Raw genomic sequence first — 18331 nt, forward strand, 5'->3', positions numbered from 1 at the left:
ACCCGGTCCGCACATGCGTGGCTCCTCGCATCGGCCCGCGGAACGTGGTCCGCTGGACCGAATGACCGCGCCGGGGCGAGGAGCAGCATGACCGACGAGCACCGCCGGCCCACGGACGCCGTCGTCGTCGGAGCCGGACTGGCCGGACTGGCCTGCGCGTTGGACCTCTGCCGCGCCGGGCTGAAGGTGGCCCTCCTGGAGGCATCCGATGCGGTGGGCGGCCGGATGCGCACGGACCGCCGGGACGGATTCCTGCTCGACCGCGGCTTCCAGGTGTTCAACACCTCGTACCCGCAGGTGAAGCGGCGCCTGGACCTGCGGAGCCTGCGCCTGCGGCCGTTTACCGCGGGCATCATCGCCCACACCCGTACCGGCCCCGTCCGGCTCGCCGACCCGACGCGCGAGCAGGGCGCGGTGGGCGCCCTGCTGCCGGGCCGGGTCCTCTCCGCCCGCGATCTGGGCGTACTGGCGGCGCTCACGGCACGCGACGCGATGCTGCCCGCCTCCTCGGTCAGGCGCCGCCGCGACGAAACCACCTCGGCGGCGCTGTTCCGGGCCGGCCTGTCGGACGACGCGATCACCGGCGTGCTCCGGCCGTTCCTTTCAGGGGTGTTCCTGGAGGACGGCCTCGAGACCTCCGCCCGCTTCTTCCACCTCGTCTGGCGGAGCATGGTGCGCGGGACGCTGTGCCTGCCCGCGCAGGGCATCGGCGCCGTGCCCCACCAACTCGCCCAGGGCCTCCCCGACGGCGTGCTGCGGCTCGGCGCCCCCGTCGCGCAGATCACGGACACGGGCGTCGCCCTGGAGGACGGGAGCGAAGTCCCCGCGAGCATCGTCGTGGTGGCGACCGATGCGGCGGCCGCCGCCCGCCTGCTGCCGGACCTGACCGTGCCGGACACCCGCACCGTCACGACGTACTACCACGCCACCGACCGCACCCCGCTCGCCGAACCGACCCTGCTCGTGGACAGCACCGGACCGGTCGTGAACACCTGCGTGCTCAGCGAGGTCGCCCCCACGTACGCGCCGCCCGGCACCGCGCTGATCTCCACCTCCGTGCTCGGCGCCGACCTCCCGGGCCGGGCGGAGGCCGTGCTGCGGCGCCTGGCCGACCTGTACGCCACCGACACCAGCGGCTGGACGCGGATCGCCGCCTGCACGGTCGAGGGCGCGCTGCCGGCCATGCGCCCGCCCTGGCCGCTGAGCCGCACCACCCGCGTCCGCCCGGGCCGGTACGTGTGCGGGGACCACCGGGCCACCGGCTCCGTCCAGGGCGCCCTCGCCTCGGGCACCCGGGCCGCCCGGGAGGTGGCGGCGGACCTGGCGCGCCGGACATGAGCCGCTGCGACGTGGCCGTCGTCGGGGGCGGCGCGGCGGGGCTCAGCCTCGCGCACCGGCTGGCCGAGACCCGGGCCGCCACCGTGACCGTGATCGAGCCGCCGGACGGACCGGCGCGCCCGGCGGAGCGGACCTGGTGCTACTGGCACGCGGAGCCGGACGGCCTCGACGGAGCCGTCAGCGCCTCCTGGTCCGTGCTGCGGGTGCACGGCGCCGACGGCCGCCCGGTCACCGTCGAACCGGCCCCCTTCACCTACCGGATGGTGCGCTCCGCCGACTTCGAGCGCCTGGTCCACGGACAGCTGGCCCGAGCGGACGGCGGCCAGGTGCTGCGCGCCACGGCGGACGCGGTGCGCGCGGTGCCCGGCGGGGCCGAGGTCCGCTGCACGCTGCCGGACGGCTCCACGGTGAACGTACGCGCCCGCCGCGTGTTCGACTCCCGGCCCCTGCCCGCCCCGCCGCCCGCGCGCACCCGGCTGCTCCAGCACTTCCGGGGCTGGTTCGTCCGCACCACCGGCGCCCGGTTCGATCCCGGGGTCGCCGACCTGATGGACTTCCGCGTCCCCCAGCCCGCCCACGGACTCGCCTTCGGCTACGTGCTGCCCCTGGCCCCGGACCGGGCGCTCGTGGAGTACACCGAGTTCTCCCGCCGCCCGCTGACCACCGAGGCGTACGAGTCGGCGCTCGGCCACTACTGCCGCGACGTCCTCCGGCTCGGCGCGCTCACGGTGGAGCGCACGGAACAGGGCGTCATCCCCATGACCGACGCCCGCTTCCCGCACCGGGCCGGGCCCTCCGTGTTCCGGATCGGCACCGCGGGCGGCGCCACCCGCCCGGCCACCGGCTACACCTTCGCCGCCGTGCAACGCCAGGCCCGGGCCGTCGCCGCCGCCCTGCGCGACGGACGGGAGGCCGTCCCCGCCCCCCACGGCCGACGGGCCCTCGCCATGGACGCCATCGTGCTCCGCGCACTGGACACCGGCCGGATCGACGGCCCGGACTTCTTCACCGGCCTCTTCCGCCGCGTCCCGGCCGAGCGGCTGCTGAGGTTCCTCGACGGCACGGCCACGCTCCGGGAGGAGTGGGGCATCGGGCTGCGCACCCCGGTCCGGCCGATGCTCGCCACCGCCGTCGAACTGCCCTTCCTCCCGCGCCGGACCCGGTCCACCGCCCCAGACGGAGAGAGCCACCGATGACCCTGCTGCGCGACCACGACCTGGCCCACGCCTTCGACCACGCCTCCCGCACCTACGACGGCCTGACCTCCCTCAACCCCGGCTACCGCACCGACCTCCTGCGCTCCGCCCGCCGCCTCCGCCTCCCGGGCGGCGGTGCCGGACTGCACCTCCTCGACCTCGGCTGCGGCACCGGCGCCTCCACCCGCGCCCTGCTCACCGCCGCGCCCCTGGCCAGGATCACCGCCGTGGACGCGTCCGCGGGCATACTGCGCCGCGCCCTGGCCAAACCCTGGCCGGCCCGCGTGCGCTTCCTCCACCTGACCGCGGAGGAGTTGGCCACGGCCGGCGAAGGGCCCTTCGACGCGGTGTTCGCCGCCTACCTGTTCCGCAACGTCACCGACCCGGACGCGGTCCTCGGGTCCGTACGGGCCCTGCTGGCGCCGGGCGGGCGTTTCGCCGCTCACGAATACAGCCTCAGCGGGTCCCGGGCGCACCGGGCGCTGTGGACCGCGGTCTGCCGCGGCGTGATCATCCCGGCGGGCACGCTCACCGGCGACCGGGACCTCTACCGCCACCTCTGGCACAGCGTCCTCGCCTTCGACACCGCGCCCGCCTTCGCCGGCCGGCTCGCCCGGGCCGGTCTGACCTCGGTACGGGTCGCCCCCGTCGCCGGATGGCAGACCGGCATCGTGCACACCTTCCTCGCCCGCGACGGCCACCCGGCCACGACACCGGAGCACGCCCCGTGAACGCCCGACCCCCCGCCGCCCGACGAGGCCGCGACCGCAAGGCCGAAGTCCTCCTGCCCGCACCCGGCGCACCACGCTTCCGACGAGGTGACGAACCGTCCGTCGCCGTCGTCGGAGGCGGAATCGCCGGCCTCGCCGCGGCCACCCTGCTGGCCGAGCGCGGCGCCCGGGTGACCCTGTACGAGAAGGACGACGCACTCGGCGGCCGCCTCTCCGGCCACCGCACCGTGCTCGCCGACGGCTCACCGGTGACGATGACCCGCGGCTTCCACGCCTTCTTCCGGCAGTACTACAACCTGCGCGGCCTGCTCCGGCGTACCGACCCCGCCCTCGCCCGCCTCGTACCGCTGCCCGACTACCCCCTGCGGCACAGCGGCGGCCTGACCGACAGCTTCGCCCGGGTCCCGAGGACACCGCCCCTCAGCGCGCTCGGCTTCGTCGCGCTCAGCCCCACCTTCGGATGGCGGGACCTGGCCGCCATGGACCCCCTGGCCGCGCTCCCGCTCCTCGACGTCCGCGTCCCCGAGGTGTACGAGCGCTTCGACGGCGTCGGCGCGACCGCCTTCCTGGAGAGCGTGCGCTTCCCGGAGGCCGCCCACCATCTGGCGTTCGAGGTGTTCTCGCGCAGCTTCTTCGCCGACCCGCGCCGGCTGTCCGCCGCCGAACTCCTGCTGATGTTCCACATCTACTTCCTCGGCTCGTCCGAGGGCCTGCTCTTCGACGTACCGGCCGAACCCTTCCCGCAGGCGCTCTGGGAACCGCTCGCCGCGTACGTCGAGAGCCTGGGCGCGGACATCCGTCCCGGGACACCCGTGCACCGCATCGCCCCGCGCGACGGCGGCGGAGCCCACGTACACACCGCGACCGGCGCCCACCGGCACGACGCCGTGGTGCTCGCCCTCGACACCGAGGGCCTGCGGCACACCGTCGCCGCGTCGCCCGGCCTCGGCACCGCCCCCTGGCGCGACGGGATCGCCGCACTCCGCACGGCACCGCCCTTCCTCGTCTCCCGGCTCTGGCTCGACCGCCCCGTGCGCGCGGACCGGCCCGGCTTCCTCGGCACCAGCGGCTACGACGGGCTCGACAACATCAGCGTCCTGGAACGCTACGAGGGCGAGGCCGCCCGCTGGGCCGCGCGCACCGGGGGCTCCGTCGTGGAACTGCACGCGTACGCCGTGGATCCCGGCGCCGAACACAAGGAGGTGCAGGAACGGCTCATCGACCGGCTGCACCGCGTGTACCCGGAGACCCGCGACGCCCGCGTGGTCGACTCCCGGCACGAATGGCGCTCCGACTGCCCGCTCTTCGAAGCCGGCACGTACCCCCTGCGCCCGGCCGTCCGCACCCCGCACCCCTGGCTGGCCCTCGCCGGGGACGCGATCCGCTGCGACCTGCCCGTCGCCCTCATGGAACGGGCCGCCACCACCGGCTTCCTGGCCGCGAACGCCCTGCTCGCCGACCGGGGCGTCCGGGGCCAGGTGCTGTGGACGGTGCCCCGGAGAGGCCGCTCCCGCGCACTCCGGGCGCTCGCCGCCGCACGGCGCGCCTGAAGCGCCTCAGCCCGGAAAGCGCCCGGTGCTGCGCAGCGCCCAGCGCCTCTCCGCGTACGCCAGATCGTCCACCCACAGCCGCCCGGCGGTACGGCGCATCAACGGCCGCAGCGCCGGGGCGGCGGCCCGGGCCAGAGCGAAGCCCGGCCGGTCCGACGCCGCGACCGTCGCCTCGACGACGGCGGTGCGCGGGCGCTCGTGATCGGCTGCGGTCAGGGGCGTCGCGTGCGTCTCCACCACGGAGGACGCGCCCTCGCCGTCCGTGATGCGCATGACGACGGTGCGCGGGCCCGGCGCCGTGAACTCGGCCCGCACCGGCACCACCAGGCGCCCGGCCACCCGGAAGGACACATCGACCACGAACGCGTCGTCCTCCTCGCCCTCCGGTTCCCGCACCACCGACAGGTCGATGAACGAGTACGGGTGGAACCACGAACCGTGCCACGGGTCGAGCCGGTTGGCCACCACGTCCTGCGGTTCGCACCGCCCGACCGCCGTGAACACCGCGTCCACCGCGCCACCGCGCGCCGGCCGTACGGGCACCACGGGCCGGTCGGTGGGCTCCTCACCGCCCACCTCGTCGAGCCGCACCCACACGAGTACACCGTCGTCGTGCACCGGGAACGGCTGCCAGCCCGCGAACGGGGCCCCGTCCAGGGCGAGTCCGTGCCAGTGGCACACCAGCGTGCCGCACACCACCCGGCTGTCCCGCAGCGGAGCCCCCAGGTGCGGGCAGACACCCGACCCGGCGCGCAGCCCACCGTCCTCCGTGCGCCACAGCACGATCTCCGTGCCGCCGACCGTCCGGCCGTACGGGCGGGCGCCGACGCGCACATCCCGCGAGGCGCCCACCACGTACCAGTTGCCCGACGGGCGGGTCGTCGCCCGCTTCAGCGCCCCGGCGATGAGCGCCGGCCGCGCCTCGCGCCACGTCGGCTCCTGCGCCGCCCAGTCGGGGCCGGAACCCCGCAGCCGCAGCGGCGGCGACCACCGCCGCCCGTTCCGCCGGGTCACCGCACCGGTTCCTTCCGCTCGGCCGCGCCCTCCGCCGCCGTCCGGCCGCGCGCACGCCACCTGGCCGCCGCCACGCGCAGCACACCGACGGCCGCCGTCGCGGCGCGCCGCCGCCGGGAGACCACCGCACGCCGGTGCAGGACCCGGTAGTCCTGCTCGGCGACCGCGTCGAGGATCCCGCCGTAGAGGGTGAACGCCGCGCGGATACAGGGGCGCACCCGGGGATCGAGCATGCCGATGCCCGGCTCCGCCGTCCGGTACACCCCGCGCGTCAGCTCCGCCGCTGCCACCAGCGCGGCCCGGATGCGGGCGTCCTCGCGCCCGGTGCGCCGGCTCCACTCCAGCAGCGCCCGGTCGACCCCGTGGGAGGACAGCAGATCGCCGGGCAGGTAGACGCGTCCCCGGTCGAGGTCCTCGCCCACGTCCCGTACGAAGTTGGTGAGCTGGAACGCCACCCCCAGCGCGGCCGCGTGCGGCTCGGCCTCCTGCCGGGGCACGACCGTACCGAGCACCGGCAGCATCTGCAGACCGATCACCGCGGCCGAACCGTGCACGTACTTCTGGAGATCGGCGTAGGTGGGGTAGTGGGTGACGGTCAGGTCGGCCCGTATCGAGGACATGAAGTCGGCGAACAAATCGTGGCCGATGCCGTACCGCGCGGCGGTGTCGGCCACGGCCCGGACCACCGGTTCGTCGCCCGTGCCGGTCCTCAGACCGTGCGCCAGATCGCGTTCGAGGCGCAGCAGCAGCCGGTCGCGCTCCACGGGTGTCCGGTGCCGGTCCAGGTCGTCGACGATGTCGTCGGCCCAGCGGGCGAAGCCGTACAGGGCGTGTACGGCGGACCGCCGCTCGGGCGGCAGCAGGCGGGTGGCGAGGAAGTACGTGCGTCCGTGGCGGGCGTTGAGCTGCCGGCACCGGGCGTACGCGGTGCGCAGCCCGGGGTCGGTGATGCCGGCCGCGTCCAGTTCACGACGCGTCATCGGCACCTGCCCGGACCAGAGGAGACGTGCCGCTGCGCACCCGGCGGGGGCGGGGCCCGGCGACGCCGGTGATCCGGGCGGCGGCCAGCTTGCCGCTGATGAGCACCGTCGGCACGCCGACCCCCGGAGTCGTCCCGCACCCCGCGAGGACCGCGTTCTCCGTCCCCCGCACGAGGTTGCGCGGCCGGAAGGGACCGGTCTGGGCGAAGGTGTGCGACAGGGAGAACGGACTGCCGGCGGCGTGGCCCCGGGCCGTCCAGTCGAGCGGGGTCACCAGAAGCTCCTCCTCGATGCTTTCCGCGAAGCCGTCCAGGCCCCGGCGTTCGAGCTCGCGGACCAGGGTTTCGCGGTAGCGCGGGCCGAGATCCGCCCACGCGGTGGCCGGGGGACCGGTCGTGGTGTTGGGGCACGGCGCGAGGACGTAGTGCAGATGACGGCCCGGAGGTGCCAGCGACGGGTCGTGCGCCGTGGGGCGCGTGATCAGCAGCGAGGGGTCGCTCATCAGCGCGCCGGTACGCGTCAGCTCCTCGAACGTCCGCTCCCAGGCGGCGCCGAACGACAGGGTGTGGTGCGCGAGGTGCGGCCAGGTGCGGTCGGTGCCGGCGTGCAGGACCACGGCGGACGGCGCGTGGCGCGGCCGGACCGGGCGCCGGGGCGGTGCCCCAGCAGCTCGTACGCGGTGGGCGGTTCGCAGGTCAGCACCACCGCGTCGCAGCCGATGCGCTCGCCGGAGGCCAGCCGCACGGCCCGTACCCGCCCCGCCGAACGCTCCAGCGCGCTCACCTCGGCCTCCCACCGCAGATCGGCGCCCGCGTCCGCCGCCGCGTCGGCCATGGCCCGGGGGAGCGCGTGCATCCCGCCCTTCGGGAACCAGACGCCGGCCACGGTGTCCATGTAGGCGATCACGGCGTAGGCCGCGAGCGCCCTGGCCGGGGCCACACCGGCGTACAGCGACTGGAACGAGAAGATCCGCCGCAGGCGTTCGTCGGAGAGGAAGCGGCCGATCCGGCCGTCCAGGCGTCCGAACCCGCCCAGCGCGGCGAGCCGGGCCAGGTCCGGGTGCAGCAGCCCGAACGGCGAGTCGAAGTTCGTGTCGATGAAGCGGCTCATCTGCGCCCGGTACAGGCGCTCCAGCCACCGCCGCAGATCGCGGTAGCCCGCCGCCTCGGCCGGCCCGGCGAAGCGCCGGACCTCCGCCTCCATCGCCTCGCCGTCGGTGTGCACGTCCAGCGAGGACCCGTCCGCGAAGCAGGCCCGGTACGCCGGGTGCAGGGCCGTCAGCTCGACCCGGCGGTACAGGCTGTCGCCCACGGCGGCGAACGCCTCGTCCGCGAGGTGGGGCATCGTCAGGACCGTGGGACCGGTGTCGATCTCGAACCCGCCCAGCCGCATCCGCCCCGCCCGGCCGCCGGGGCCCGCGTCCCGTTCGACCACGATGACACGGCGGCCCGCCCCCAGCAGATGCAGGGCGCAGGCCAGCCCGGACAACCCCGCGCCCACCACGACGACATGGCCCGTGGGTCCCGGTACGCCCTTCACCCGGCCCCCTCCTCGCTCGCGCACGCACGCCGGCCTCCTGCCGGGAGCGCATCGGGCGATCTCACCCCGGCTGCCGCCGAATGCGGGCCTCGGGACGGCGTGTCGCCCGCGATTCCTCCGGTCGGAGTACGTCCCGGGTGCAGGGAAGCCGGGCGCGTGCCTGGTCAGGTGACGGGGACGCCCGGGTTGACCAGACCGGCTCCGCCGGTCACCCGGTTGTCGGAGGTCACCGTGGCGGGGCAGTCCGCAGCGGCGTAGTTGGTGATGTCGATGGCGAAGCGGGTGGGGCCCGTGGCGCCGGTCAGGTCGGCGGTGTTGCCGCGGAAGACCGTGCCGCAGCCCCAGCCCGGGTCCTGTGTGTGGGTCTGGAAGCCGTCGTTGGTGGTGCCGGTGCCCCGGTTGTTCTCGACCGTGTAGCCGTTGCCCTTGATGTCGACCCACGAGTCGTCGTAGTTGGCCCCGGTGAGGCCGTCGCCGTCGAAGGTGTTCCCGGAGATCAGGCCGCCCGTGGTGCCTTCCTTGATGTCGATGTTCTCGCCGCCGATGCCGGGGCCGATGACGTTGTCGAGGATGCGGACGTGGTCGCTGGCGTCCGTGAGGGTGTTCGCCGTGCCGACGTACACCCCTTCGCCCATTCCGTTTCCGGACAGACCCGTGTCGTGGATGAAGGAGTTCTGTACGACTCCGTAGCTGCTCGACGTCCGGAAGTGGATGCCCTCCATGGTGGTGTGGTGGATCTCCACCGAGTCGGCCACGACATGGTCGGACGCGTCGATCATGATGCCCTTCTGGCCGCCGGTGACGGTGACGCCCCGGATCACCCAGTAGGGCGCGCTCGTGAGCTGGATGCCGTTCCCGCCGCCCGAGGGGGTGGTGAGGACCGCGGCCCGCGAGCCGGTCAGGGTGATCGGCGCGCTCGCGGTGCCGCCCCGCGTGATCTTGAAGTTGCCCGAGTAGGAGCCGTCCGCCAGCTCGATCGTCTGCCCCGGTACGGCGGCGGCCAGTGCGGCTTTGAGCTCCTTGCCGTTGGTCACCCGTACCGCCACCGCGTCGGAGGTCCCGGCCGCGGCCGAGGCGGCACCCGGAGCGGAGAGCAGCCCGGCGCCGACGAGCACCACGGCGACGGCGGTGCGCCGCACCGGGCACCCGGACCGGCCGGAAGGGGAAGGGGTACGGAGCATGGCGGGACCTCACCGTCTTGGCAGGGGCACAACAACACGCGGGGTGGCCCAGATTGGACTGGACCAACGGTGTCGTCAAGGGGGGAGGCGGTCCGCGAGCCGCCGGAGTCAGGTCCCGGGAGCGGTGGCGTACCCGATCGCGATCATGGCCGCGTCGTCGTCCAGATGCCCGCCGACGTAGTGCAGCAGATCGTCGCGGAAGCGGTCGATGAAGGAGTCCGGGTCGCCCTCGGCCCACCCGGTGACGCGTTCCGCGAGCGGGTAGAAGGCGCGGGAGGCGTCGCGGGCCTCGGTGACACCGTCGGTGTACAGCAGCAGGAGGTCGCCGGGGACGAACCGGAAACTGTCGATGTGATAGCGCGGTCGCGACAGGCCGCCCAGCCCCAGCGGGGGCGCGGGCGATGCCGCGTCCATCGTCAGCGGTCGGCCGTCCCGCAGGACGACCGGCGGGGGATGCCCGCAGGAGACCATGTGCACGCGGTCGTGCCGGTCGGGGATGTCCAGCACGGTGGCGGTGATGAACGCCTCCCCGGGCCCGTCCGACCCGGGCAGCCCCCAGGACACGCTCTCGTCCAGATAGGCGACCAGCTCGTCCAGGCTCGCCCGGTGCCGGGCCGCGGCGTGGAACGCGCCGAGCAGCAGCGCCGCGTCACTGACCGCGCTCACCCCCTTGCCCCGCACGTCACCGATGATCAGCCGGGTCCCCGATCCGGTGCGCGCCGCCGCGTACAGGTCCCCGCCGATCTGCGCCTCCGCCTCCGACGCCAGGTAGAGCGAGGCCGCGCGCAACGGCCCGAGACGCCGGGGCAGCGGCGGCAGGACGACCCGCTGGACCGCCTCGGAGACGTACCGCACCTGCTCCAGCTCCCGGGCGCGGCGCTCCCGCAGGACGCAGAAGACGACGAGGCAGACCCCGACCAGGGCCAGAGCGACGATCTGCGCCTCGTGGTTGGCCGAGAGCAGTTCGTCCGGATCGCGCAGCACGCCGACCGCCGTCTGCGCGATCACCGCCAGCGCGGCCACGAACCCGACCGCCCGGGGGCCGCCGATCGAGGGGGTGATCGCCGGGGCCGCCACCAGCAGCGGGCCCAGATGGATGTCGGGCGGCGCGAATATGTCCACCAGGAAGACCGCGATGATCCAGCCGATGGGGACAGCGAGCAGTGCCCGGCCTGCTCGCAGCGGCCGGCGGCGTCTTTCGGCGTGCTGCGGCATGACTCCTCTCTACACCGCGCCGACTCGGCCCGCATCGGCAGAGCCGCGGGGCGGTAGGTGCGAGCGCGGGGGCCGCGACTACCGACGCGCCGGTAGACGCATCACCCGTGAGAGCCCGAGGGCGGCCGTGCGCACGGCCGGGGCCAGTTGGGCGGGCCGGAACCGGGCGCGCGGCACGGCCACGGACAGGGCCGCCACCGCCGTCGGACCGTCGAAGACCGGCGAGGCGATGCAGCTGACGCCGAGGGCCGCCTCCTGCTCCTCGTACGCGAGCCCGGAGACCTGGATCTGCTCGATGACCGTGCGCAGCCGGACCGGGTCGGTGATCGAGTGGGGGCTCAGCCGGGGCAGCGGCCGGGCCAGCACCTCCTCGACCAGGGCGCCGTCCGAGAACGCCAGCAGCGCCTTGCCCACCCCCGTGCAGGTCAGCGGCAGCCGGCCGCCGATGCGGGACGGCAGGGCCAGCGCGTCATGGCCGTGGATGCGTTCCACGTACACCACGTCGAAGCCCTCGCGCACGCCCAGGTGCACGGTCTCGTGCGTCGCCTCGAAGAGGTCCTGGAGGAAGGGCAGCGCCGCCTCCCGCAGATCCTGCCGGCGCGGCACGAGGGAGCCCAGCTCGAACAGCTTGCCGCCGAGCCGGTACGTCTCACCCGCACGCTCCAGCAGGCCCAGGCGCACCAGATCGGCGCACAGCCGGAACGCGGTGGTCTTGGCCAGGCCCGTACGCGCGGCGATTTCTGTCAGGCGGAACGCCCCGCCGTCCGGGCGGTAGCAATCCAGGACGGCCGCCGCCTTGTCGAGCATGTTCCCCGACGCGCTGTTCCGTGTCATGGAACATATTTTGCCGCGCCTCCGGCCGCACGCCTATACCTGTCGTGCGGTCGACGGCCGCCCCACCCCATCCCCGCCGGAGGTAACGCGCATGTACGTCCCACACCGCACCGCCGCAGCCGAGGGGAGGCGGCCGTGAGCGCGACCGACGCCGTGCACGAGGCGGCGGCCGTCCTGCGGGAGGCCGCGCGCACCGGCGTGCCGTGCCCCCCGGTGCGCACGCTGCTCCCCGAGGAGGACGTCGCGGCGGCGTACGCCGTACAGCGGCTGTACGTCGAGCGCTCGCTCGCCGAGGGCCGGCGCCTCGTCGGCCGCAAGATCGGCCTGACCTCGCCCGCCGTGCAGCGCCAGCTCGGCGTCGGACAGCCCGACTTCGGCGCCCTGTTCGCCGACATGGCCGTGCCCGAGGGCCTGCCGATCGCCCCCGGCAGGCTGATGCAGCCCAAGGTGGAGGCCGAGGTCGCGCTCGTGCTGGGCGCGGACCTGCCGCACCGCGACCCGACCGCCGCCGACCTGCTGCGCGCCACCGCCTTCGCCCTGCCCGCGCTGGAGATCGTGGACAGCCGCATCGCCGGCTGGGACATCGGCATCGTGGACACCGTCGCCGACAACGCCTCCTGCGGGCTGTACGTGCTCGGCGGTACCCCGGTCCCGCTGGACCGGGTCGACCTGCGCGACGCGGCCATGACCCTCACGAAGAACGGCGAGACCGTCTCGCAGGGCACCGGCCGCGACTGCCTGGGCAGCCCGCTCACCGCGGCGCTCTGGCTCGCCGCCACCCTCGCCGGGCTCGGCGACCCGCTGAAGGCCGGCGACCTCGTCCTGACCGGCGCGCTCGGGCCCATGGCCGTCGCGGCCGAGGGCGACGAGTTCACCGCCCGTATCGACGGACTGGGCACGGTCTCCACCGCGTTCGCGTCCGCCACCACGCAAGGAGCGCGCGCATGACCACGAAGGTCGCCGTCATCGGGTCCGGAAACATCGGAACCGACCTGATGATCAAGGTGCTGCGGCTCTCCGACACCCTGGAGATCGCCGCCATGGCGGGCATCGACCCCGCATCCGACGGCCTCGCCCGGGCCCGCCGCCTCAAGGTGGCCACCACCCACGGGGGCGTCGACGGCCTGGTGGAGCTGGACGAGTTCGCGGACGTCGAGATCGTCTTCGACGCCACGTCGGCCGGCGCGCACCGCCGCCACGACGAGGTGCTGCGCGCCCTGGGACGTACGGTCGTCGACCTCACCCCGGCCGCCCTCGGCCCGTACGTCGTGCCGCCCGTCAACGGCGACGCGCACCTCGGCGCCGCCAACGTCAACATGGTCACCTGCGGCGGCCAGGCCACCATCCCCGTCGTCGCGGCCGTGAACGCCGTGACCCCCGTGCACTACGGCGAGATCGTCGCCTCGATCTCCTCGCGCTCGGCCGGACCCGGGACGCGCGCCAACATAGACGAGTTCACCGAGACCACCTCCTCGGCCATCGAACAGGTCGGCGGAGCCGCGCGCGGCAAGGCGATCATCGTCCTCAACCCGGCCGAACCCCCGCTGATCATGCGGGACACGGTGCACTGCCTGGTCGGCGACTGCGACGACGCCGCGGTCACCGCCTCGGTGGAGGAGATGGCGGCCCGGGTCCGGACCTACGTGCCCGGCTACCGCCTCAAGCAGAAGGTGCAGTTCGACCGGGTCACCGACGACGACCCGCTGCGCACGCTCCTCCCGGTCGGCACCCGGTCCGGGGACGCCGCCAGGGTCTCCGTCTTCCTGGAGGTCGAGGGCGCCGCCCACTACCTGCCCGCCTACGCCGGAAACCTCGACATCATGACGTCGGCCGCCCTGCGCACCGCCGAACGCATGGCCGCCCACCGCGCCACGGAGGTGGCCCCGCGATGACCGCTCTCTACGTGCAGGACGTGACCCTGCGGGACGGCATGCACGCCGTCCGCCACCGCTACACCGTGGACCAGGCCCGCACCATCGCCACGGCCCTCGACGCCGCCGGGGTCGCCGCCATCGAGATCGCGCACGGCGACGGCCTGTCCGGCTCCAGCATCACCTACGGCGTCGGCGCCCACACCGACTGGGAGTGGATCGAGGCGGTCTGCGACAGCGTCGAACACGCCGTCCCCACCACCCTGCTGCTCCCCGGCATCGGCACCCTGCACGACCTGCGACAGGCCCACGCCCTCGGCATCCGCTCCGTCCGCGTCGCCACCCACTGCACCGAGGCGGACATCTCCGCCCAGCACATCGCCGCCGCCCGGGACCTGGGCATGGACGTCGCCGGGTTCCTGATGATGTCCCACATGGCCGAACCGGCCGAACTCGCCCGCCAGGCCAAGCTGATGGAGTCCTACGGCGCCCACTGCGTCTACGTGACCGACTCCGGCGGGCGGCTCACCATGGACGGCGTACGCGACCGCGTCCGCGCCTACCGCGACGTCCTCGACCCGGCCACCGGGCTCGGCATCCACGCCCACCACAACCTCGGCCTGGGCGTCGCCAACTCCGTCGTCGCCGTCGAGAACGGCGTCACCCGCGTCGACGCCTCCCTCGCGGGCCAGGGCGCGGGCGCCGGCAACTGCCCGCTGGAGGCGTTCGTCGCCGTCGCCGACCTCATGGGCTGGGACCACGGCTGCGCCCTGTTCCCCCTGATGGACGCCGCCGACGATGTGGTCCGCCCGCTCCAGGACCGGGAAGTGCGCGTCGACCGGGAGACCCTGACCCTCGGCTACGCGGGCGTGTACTCCAGCTTCCTGCGCCACGCCGAGACCGCCGCCCGTCGCTACGGTCTCGACACCCGCGACATCCTCGTGGAGGTCGGGCGGCGCAAGATGGTCGGCGGCCAGGAGGACATGATCACCGACATCGCGCTCGACCTGACGAGGGCCGACGCCCCCGCCTGAGCCGAACGGACGGGCCCGGTCGCGCACCACGGTGACGACCGGGCCCGCCGCTGCTTCGAGAAGGGAGCCGGGTACGGCTCCGTTAGGGTCGCTACGTGGACATTCCCCGCCTGCTCGACGGCCGGCTGAAGATGCGGCACCTGCTCCTGGTGGACGCCCTCTCGCGGCAGGGATCGGTCGTCGCGGCCGCCGGTGAGCTGCACACCACCCAGCCCGCTGCCACCCGGAGCCTGCACGAGCTGGAGGACATCCTCGGCGTCCCGCTCTTCGAACGCGGCCCCCGGGGCGTCCGCGCGACCGTCTTCGGCGAGGCGTTCACCCAGCACGCGCGCGCCGTCCTCGCCCAGCTGGCCCAGGCCGGCCGGCACGTCGTGGAGCTGGCCGAGGCCGACCGGGGCACCGCCGTCGTGGGCACCCACCTGGCCGGCTCCAACATCCTGCTGCCCCGCGCCGTCGCCGCGCTCAAGCGGGCCCACCCCTTCCTCACGGTGGTCGTCCGCGAGGCGTCCCCGAGGACCTGCTGCTCGACCTGGAGGCCGGGCGCGTCGATCTCATCGTGGGCAGGCTGACCGCGTCCTCCGGCGAGGGCCTGATCCGGCGCCCCCTCTACGACGAGTCCATCGGCCTGGTCGTCCGCGCCGGCCACCCGCTGACCGCCACCCCCGACGCGGAACTCGCGGACACCCTCCACTTCCCCTGGATCCTGCCCGGCCAGCAGACCGTGCTCCGCCGCGAGGTGGAGGAACTGCTCGCGCTCCAGGGCCTCGGCCTGCCCCGCGACCGGGTCGAGGCCACCTCGTTCCTGACCGTGCGCCAGCTGCTCCTGGAGACCGAGGTGGTGGCCGTCCTGCCCGGCTCCCTGGTCCGGGACGACGGCCGACTGGCCGAACTCCCCGTGCCGCTGGACCGCATCGGCCACCGCGTGGGGCTGACCCTGTCGGCGGACCGCACCCTCAGCCCGTCGGCCAGGGCGCTGATGGAGAGCCTGGAGGAGGCGGCGGCCGGGATGACGGCAAGGCCCCCGGACCCGCGAGCAGCGGACCGGGGGCCGGAGGAGCGGCGGGATCAGAGCCCGAGGTAGCGCTCCGCGTTCCCGTACGTGATCTTCTGCCGGGCCGACTCGCTCAGCGAACGGCTCTTGCGTACCACCGCACCCGCCGGGCGCTCGCCCAGCGGATACGGGTAGTCGCTGCCCACCATGACCCGGTCCTCGCCGACGGTGTCCACGAGGAGCCGCAGCGCGCGGTCGTCGAAGACGACCGAGTCCACGTAGAACCGGCCCAGGTAGTGCGAGGGCGGGTACTGCGACGTGCCGATGACGTCGTTGCGCCCGTGCCAGGCGTTCTCCATCCGGCCCAGCCAGAACGCGAACGAGCCGCCGCCGTGCGCGAAGCAGATCTTCAGGCGCTCGTCGATACGGTCGAACGCACCGCCCAGGATCAGCGCCAGGATCGACAGATGGGTCTCCGCCGGCATCGCCGTCAGCCACCGTGCCATCCACCGGTCGAGCCGGGGCGAGGAGTCCATGTCCCAGGGGTGGACGAACACCGGCACATCGAGCGACGCGCAGTGCTGGAGGAAGGTGACGACCCCCTCGCTGTCCAGGTCCCGGTCACCGACGTGGTTGCCGATCTCCACCCCCCGGTGCCCGGCGGCGACCGCCCGCTCCACCTCCCGGCACGCGGCGTCCGGGTCCTGGAGCGGCACCTGGCAGAACGGGATCAGCCGGTCCGGTGCCGGAGCGGTGATCTCCAGGGCCAGGTCGTTGAAGATCCGGGCGATCTTCGCGGCCTCGGCGCCGCTGCGGCCGTAGTGGAAGAACGCCGGGGTGGGGGAGACCACCTGGGCGCTCACCCCGTCCGCGTCCATGTCCCGCAGCCGGACCCCGGCGTCCCAGCAGTCCGCCTGGATCCGGCGGAACTCCGAGGAGCCGGTCATGATCATGGCCTCGGTCTCGGACTCGATCCGCAGCCACGGGGCGTCCGGGCCGCCGAGCTCCGACAGATCGGGCCAGCCGCGCGGGACGTAGTGGGTGTGGACGTCGATCAGGTCGGCCACCGGTCAGCCCTTCCCGGGGTGGAGCGCACCGCAGGCGGAGCAGACCCGGGCCCGCTCGTCCTCGTAGAACTTCTCGAAGACCGGCGGGAGGTCGGCGACGATGTCGCGGACCTGGAGCTCCACCTCGTACACGGTCGCCGAACAGGAGGGGCAGAACCACAGGAACTTCTCCAGCGTGCCCTCCTCACGGACCCGCTCGATCACCAGGCCGATGGAGTCGGGGTCCGGGCGCTGCGGGGAGTGCGGCACATGGCCGGGCAGCAGCCACGCCTGGCCCTCCTTGATGTGCACGGTACGCGGGCCCTCGTCGGTCATGAGGTTGACGTGCATGTCCCCCTTGACCTGGTAGAACCACTCCTCGTACGGGTCGAGGTGGAAGTCCGTGCGCTGGTTGGGCCCGCCGACGATCTGCACGATGAAGTCCTTGCCGAGCGCCATGGTGCGGTTGTTCACCGGCGGCTTCAGCAGGTGCGCGTGGGCGTCGATCCAGCCCTGGAAGTCGATGACCTCGGGGATGTCGGTCACGGTGTCTCCTTCGTGGTGGCCGCGGCCGGCAGCTGCGCCACGGCCTGGATCTCGATGAGCAGATGGGGGTGGGGGAGCTGGTGCACGGCGACGGTGGTCCTGGCCGGTCCCGTCTCGTCGAAGTACTGGCCATAGACCTCGTTGTAGCCGCCGAAGTCGTTCATGGAGACGAGGTACGCGGTCACCTGGACGACGTCCGCGAGGCCGCCGCCCGCGTCGGCGAGGATGTCCCCGATGTTCTCGATGACCGCGCGGGTCTGCGCGCGGATGTCGAGGTCGGTGGTGCCCAGCTCGTCCGTCGCCACCCCGGCGAAGGAGTTGTCGGGCCGGCGGGAGCTGGTGCCGGAGACGAAGACGAGGTCTCCGGCGCGGCGGAAGTGCGGGAACCGGCCGCGCGGGCGCGCCTTGCCGGGGATGACCCGTCCCTGTTCCATCAGACCCCCCTCACGCCGACGCGGCCGATGCCGTCGACCTCGCACACGGTCTCCCCGCTTTCCAGCGGGATCGCCGCGGTGGCCGCCCCGGCCAGCACCACCTGGCCGGCCCGCAGCGGGATGTGCCGCCGCCGCGCCAGGTCGAGCAGGGCCCGCAGGGCGTTGACCGGGCCACCGAGGATGGCCTCGGTCGAGCCCGCCACCTCCCGGCCCGCGCCCGACAGGCGTACGGCCCGGTCGGACACGTCCTGCACGGAGACCCAGGCGCCGATCACATAGGCCGCCGCCGAGGTGTTGTCCGCGACGACGTCCTCGTAGGTGAAGCGGAAGTCCCGGTAGCGGGAGTCGATGATCTCCAGGGCGGGCGCGACGGCGTCCACACAGGAGACGAGGTCGGTGTCCGGATCGGCCGGGTCCACGTCCCGGCCCAGCCGGTACGCGACCTCCGGTTCCACCTTCGGGTGGATGAACCGGTCCAGCTCGATCGCACCGCCGTCCGGGACGCACATGGCGTCGGTCAGCCGGCCGACGATGATCTCGGAGACTCCCATCTGCTCCATCTTGGCCTTGCTGGTGAAGCCCAGCTTCACGCCGGTGATCCGCTCACCGCGCCCCTCGCGCAGGGCGAGCAGCGCGGCCTGCACGGCGTAGGCGTCGTCCACGGCCAGGGTGTGCGTGTCGGCGAGGCTGAGGGTGTCCGTGACGGTGCGCTGCGCGGTGTCGAGCCGCGCGGCCAGCGTCCGGACCGTTTCCTCGGTGATCAACGGGGGCCTCCTTCACCGGAGTACGGGGCGTTGTCGCCCATGGTCATGTCCTTCCGGCCGCCCGGCT

Annotated in this window: 16 protein-coding genes and 2 pseudogenes; 8 read left to right on the forward strand and 10 right to left on the reverse strand. The window is 74.1% G+C overall.

Going from position 1 to position 18331, the window contains the following annotated elements:
* Nucleotides 1-87 precede the first annotated feature (87 nt).
* From NEH16_RS30210 to NEH16_RS30225, 4 genes are read left to right on the forward strand one after another with little or no spacing between them, the layout of a single operon-like run.
* Nucleotides 88-1338, forward strand: coding sequence for an NAD(P)/FAD-dependent oxidoreductase (locus NEH16_RS30210; RefSeq protein ID WP_265546224.1), 1251 nt, complete (start codon nucleotides 88-90; stop codon nucleotides 1336-1338).
* A complete protein-coding gene (locus NEH16_RS30215; RefSeq protein ID WP_265546226.1) occupies nucleotides 1335-2534 on the forward strand; it encodes a lycopene cyclase family protein in 1200 nt (399 codons plus the stop codon). The genes NEH16_RS30210 and NEH16_RS30215 overlap by 4 nt, the downstream gene beginning before the upstream one ends.
* On the forward strand, nucleotides 2531-3265 hold the full coding sequence (locus NEH16_RS30220) for a class I SAM-dependent methyltransferase (RefSeq protein WP_265546227.1): 735 nt from the start codon (nucleotides 2531-2533) through the stop codon (nucleotides 3263-3265). The genes NEH16_RS30215 and NEH16_RS30220 overlap by 4 nt, the downstream gene beginning before the upstream one ends.
* The gene (locus tag NEH16_RS30225) at nucleotides 3262-4815 is read left to right on the forward strand and encodes an FAD-dependent oxidoreductase (protein WP_276598415.1); all 1554 of its coding nucleotides are present in this window, start codon (nucleotides 3262-3264) and stop codon (nucleotides 4813-4815) included. The genes NEH16_RS30220 and NEH16_RS30225 overlap by 4 nt, the downstream gene beginning before the upstream one ends.
* Before the next feature lie 6 nt (nucleotides 4816-4821).
* Here NEH16_RS30225 and NEH16_RS30230 read toward each other — a convergent pair whose 3' ends face one another.
* From NEH16_RS30230 to NEH16_RS30255, 6 genes and pseudogenes are all read right to left on the reverse strand, one after another.
* Nucleotides 4822-5829 (reverse strand): DUF5914 domain-containing protein, encoded by a 1008-nt coding sequence (locus NEH16_RS30230; protein ID WP_265546228.1) that lies wholly within the window; start codon nucleotides 5827-5829, stop codon nucleotides 4822-4824.
* On the reverse strand, nucleotides 5826-6809 hold the full coding sequence (locus tag NEH16_RS30235) for a phytoene/squalene synthase family protein (protein ID WP_073969222.1): 984 nt from the start codon (nucleotides 6807-6809) through the stop codon (nucleotides 5826-5828). The genes NEH16_RS30230 and NEH16_RS30235 overlap by 4 nt, the downstream gene beginning before the upstream one ends.
* Nucleotides 6796-8348: pseudogene (gene crtI / locus NEH16_RS30240) on the reverse strand (phytoene desaturase family protein). The gene NEH16_RS30235 and the pseudogene crtI overlap by 14 nt, the downstream one beginning before the upstream one ends.
* A gap of 164 nt (nucleotides 8349-8512) precedes the next feature.
* Nucleotides 8513-9529: a right-handed parallel beta-helix repeat-containing protein gene (locus NEH16_RS30245; protein WP_265546229.1), complete on the reverse strand. Its 1017-nt coding sequence runs from the start codon at nucleotides 9527-9529 to the stop codon at nucleotides 8513-8515.
* Nucleotides 9530-9637: 108 nt separating this feature from the next.
* The gene (locus NEH16_RS30250; protein WP_265546231.1) at nucleotides 9638-10744 is read right to left on the reverse strand and encodes a PP2C family protein-serine/threonine phosphatase; all 1107 of its coding nucleotides are present in this window, start codon (nucleotides 10742-10744) and stop codon (nucleotides 9638-9640) included.
* Nucleotides 10745-10822: 78 nt separating this feature from the next.
* On the reverse strand, nucleotides 10823-11551 hold the full coding sequence (locus NEH16_RS30255; protein WP_265547439.1) for an IclR family transcriptional regulator: 729 nt from the start codon (nucleotides 11549-11551) through the stop codon (nucleotides 10823-10825).
* A gap of 162 nt (nucleotides 11552-11713) precedes the next feature.
* Here NEH16_RS30255 and mhpD point away from each other — a divergent pair, with 162 nt between their 5' ends.
* The 4 genes and pseudogenes from mhpD (at nucleotide 11714) to NEH16_RS30275 (ending at nucleotide 15564) form a co-directional block, all read left to right on the forward strand.
* Complete coding sequence (mhpD, locus tag NEH16_RS30260; protein WP_265546233.1) at nucleotides 11714-12526, forward strand: 2-keto-4-pentenoate hydratase; 813 nt, start codon at nucleotides 11714-11716, stop codon at nucleotides 12524-12526.
* Nucleotides 12523-13470, forward strand: a complete 948-nt coding sequence (locus NEH16_RS30265) for an acetaldehyde dehydrogenase (acetylating) (protein WP_265546235.1) — start codon at nucleotides 12523-12525, stop codon at nucleotides 13468-13470. Before mhpD ends, NEH16_RS30265 begins: the two co-directional genes overlap by 4 nt.
* The gene (gene dmpG, locus NEH16_RS30270) at nucleotides 13467-14483 is read left to right on the forward strand and encodes a 4-hydroxy-2-oxovalerate aldolase (RefSeq protein WP_265546237.1); all 1017 of its coding nucleotides are present in this window, start codon (nucleotides 13467-13469) and stop codon (nucleotides 14481-14483) included. The genes NEH16_RS30265 and dmpG overlap by 4 nt, the downstream gene beginning before the upstream one ends.
* Nucleotides 14484-14578: 95 nt before the next feature.
* A pseudogene (locus NEH16_RS30275) lies at nucleotides 14579-15564 on the forward strand (LysR substrate-binding domain-containing protein).
* On the opposite strand, the gene NEH16_RS30280 reads toward NEH16_RS30275, so the two are convergent.
* The 4 genes from NEH16_RS30280 to NEH16_RS30295 are packed head-to-tail and all read right to left on the reverse strand — an operon-like array spanning nucleotide 15549 to nucleotide 18264.
* The gene (locus NEH16_RS30280) at nucleotides 15549-16541 is read right to left on the reverse strand and encodes an amidohydrolase family protein (RefSeq protein WP_265546239.1); all 993 of its coding nucleotides are present in this window, start codon (nucleotides 16539-16541) and stop codon (nucleotides 15549-15551) included. The pseudogene NEH16_RS30275 and the gene NEH16_RS30280 sit on opposite strands and share 16 nt — an antisense overlap.
* 3 nt (nucleotides 16542-16544) lie before the next feature.
* Nucleotides 16545-17066, reverse strand: a complete 522-nt coding sequence (locus tag NEH16_RS30285) for a 3-hydroxyanthranilate 3,4-dioxygenase (protein ID WP_265546241.1) — start codon at nucleotides 17064-17066, stop codon at nucleotides 16545-16547.
* A complete protein-coding gene (locus NEH16_RS30290; protein WP_265546242.1) occupies nucleotides 17063-17500 on the reverse strand; it encodes a RidA family protein in 438 nt (145 codons plus the stop codon). Before NEH16_RS30290 ends, NEH16_RS30285 begins: the two co-directional genes overlap by 4 nt.
* The gene (locus tag NEH16_RS30295; RefSeq protein WP_265546244.1) at nucleotides 17500-18264 is read right to left on the reverse strand and encodes a 2-keto-4-pentenoate hydratase; all 765 of its coding nucleotides are present in this window, start codon (nucleotides 18262-18264) and stop codon (nucleotides 17500-17502) included. Before NEH16_RS30295 ends, NEH16_RS30290 begins: the two co-directional genes overlap by 1 nt.
* Nucleotides 18265-18331 lie beyond the last annotated feature (67 nt).

Source organism: Streptomyces drozdowiczii, assembly GCF_026167665.1.
GTDB lineage: Bacteria > Actinomycetota > Actinomycetes > Streptomycetales > Streptomycetaceae > Streptomyces > Streptomyces drozdowiczii_A.

Bases quoted from the DNA above. Each gene is read 5' to 3' on its own strand.
- NEH16_RS30220 (WP_265546227.1), top strand. From the start codon at position 2,531: ATGACCCTGCTGCGCGACCACGACCTGGCCCACGCCTTCGACCACGCC.
- dmpG (WP_265546237.1), top strand. From the start codon at position 13,467: ATGACCGCTCTCTACGTGCAGGACGTGACCCTGCGGGACGGCATGCAC.
- NEH16_RS30235 (WP_073969222.1), bottom strand. From the start codon at position 6,809: ATGACGCGTCGTGAACTGGACGCGGCCGGCATCACCGACCCCGGGCTG.
- NEH16_RS30255 (WP_265547439.1), bottom strand. From the start codon at position 11,551: ATGCTCGACAAGGCGGCGGCCGTCCTGGATTGCTACCGCCCGGACGGC.
- NEH16_RS30250 (WP_265546231.1), bottom strand. From the start codon at position 10,744: ATGCCGCAGCACGCCGAAAGACGCCGCCGGCCGCTGCGAGCAGGCCGG.
- NEH16_RS30215 (WP_265546226.1), top strand. From the start codon at position 1,335: ATGAGCCGCTGCGACGTGGCCGTCGTCGGGGGCGGCGCGGCGGGGCTC.
- NEH16_RS30290 (WP_265546242.1), bottom strand. From the start codon at position 17,500: ATGGAACAGGGACGGGTCATCCCCGGCAAGGCGCGCCCGCGCGGCCGG.
- NEH16_RS30210 (WP_265546224.1), top strand. From the start codon at position 88: ATGACCGACGAGCACCGCCGGCCCACGGACGCCGTCGTCGTCGGAGCC.
- NEH16_RS30265 (WP_265546235.1), top strand. From the start codon at position 12,523: ATGACCACGAAGGTCGCCGTCATCGGGTCCGGAAACATCGGAACCGAC.
- NEH16_RS30245 (WP_265546229.1), bottom strand. From the start codon at position 9,529: ATGCTCCGTACCCCTTCCCCTTCCGGCCGGTCCGGGTGCCCGGTGCGG.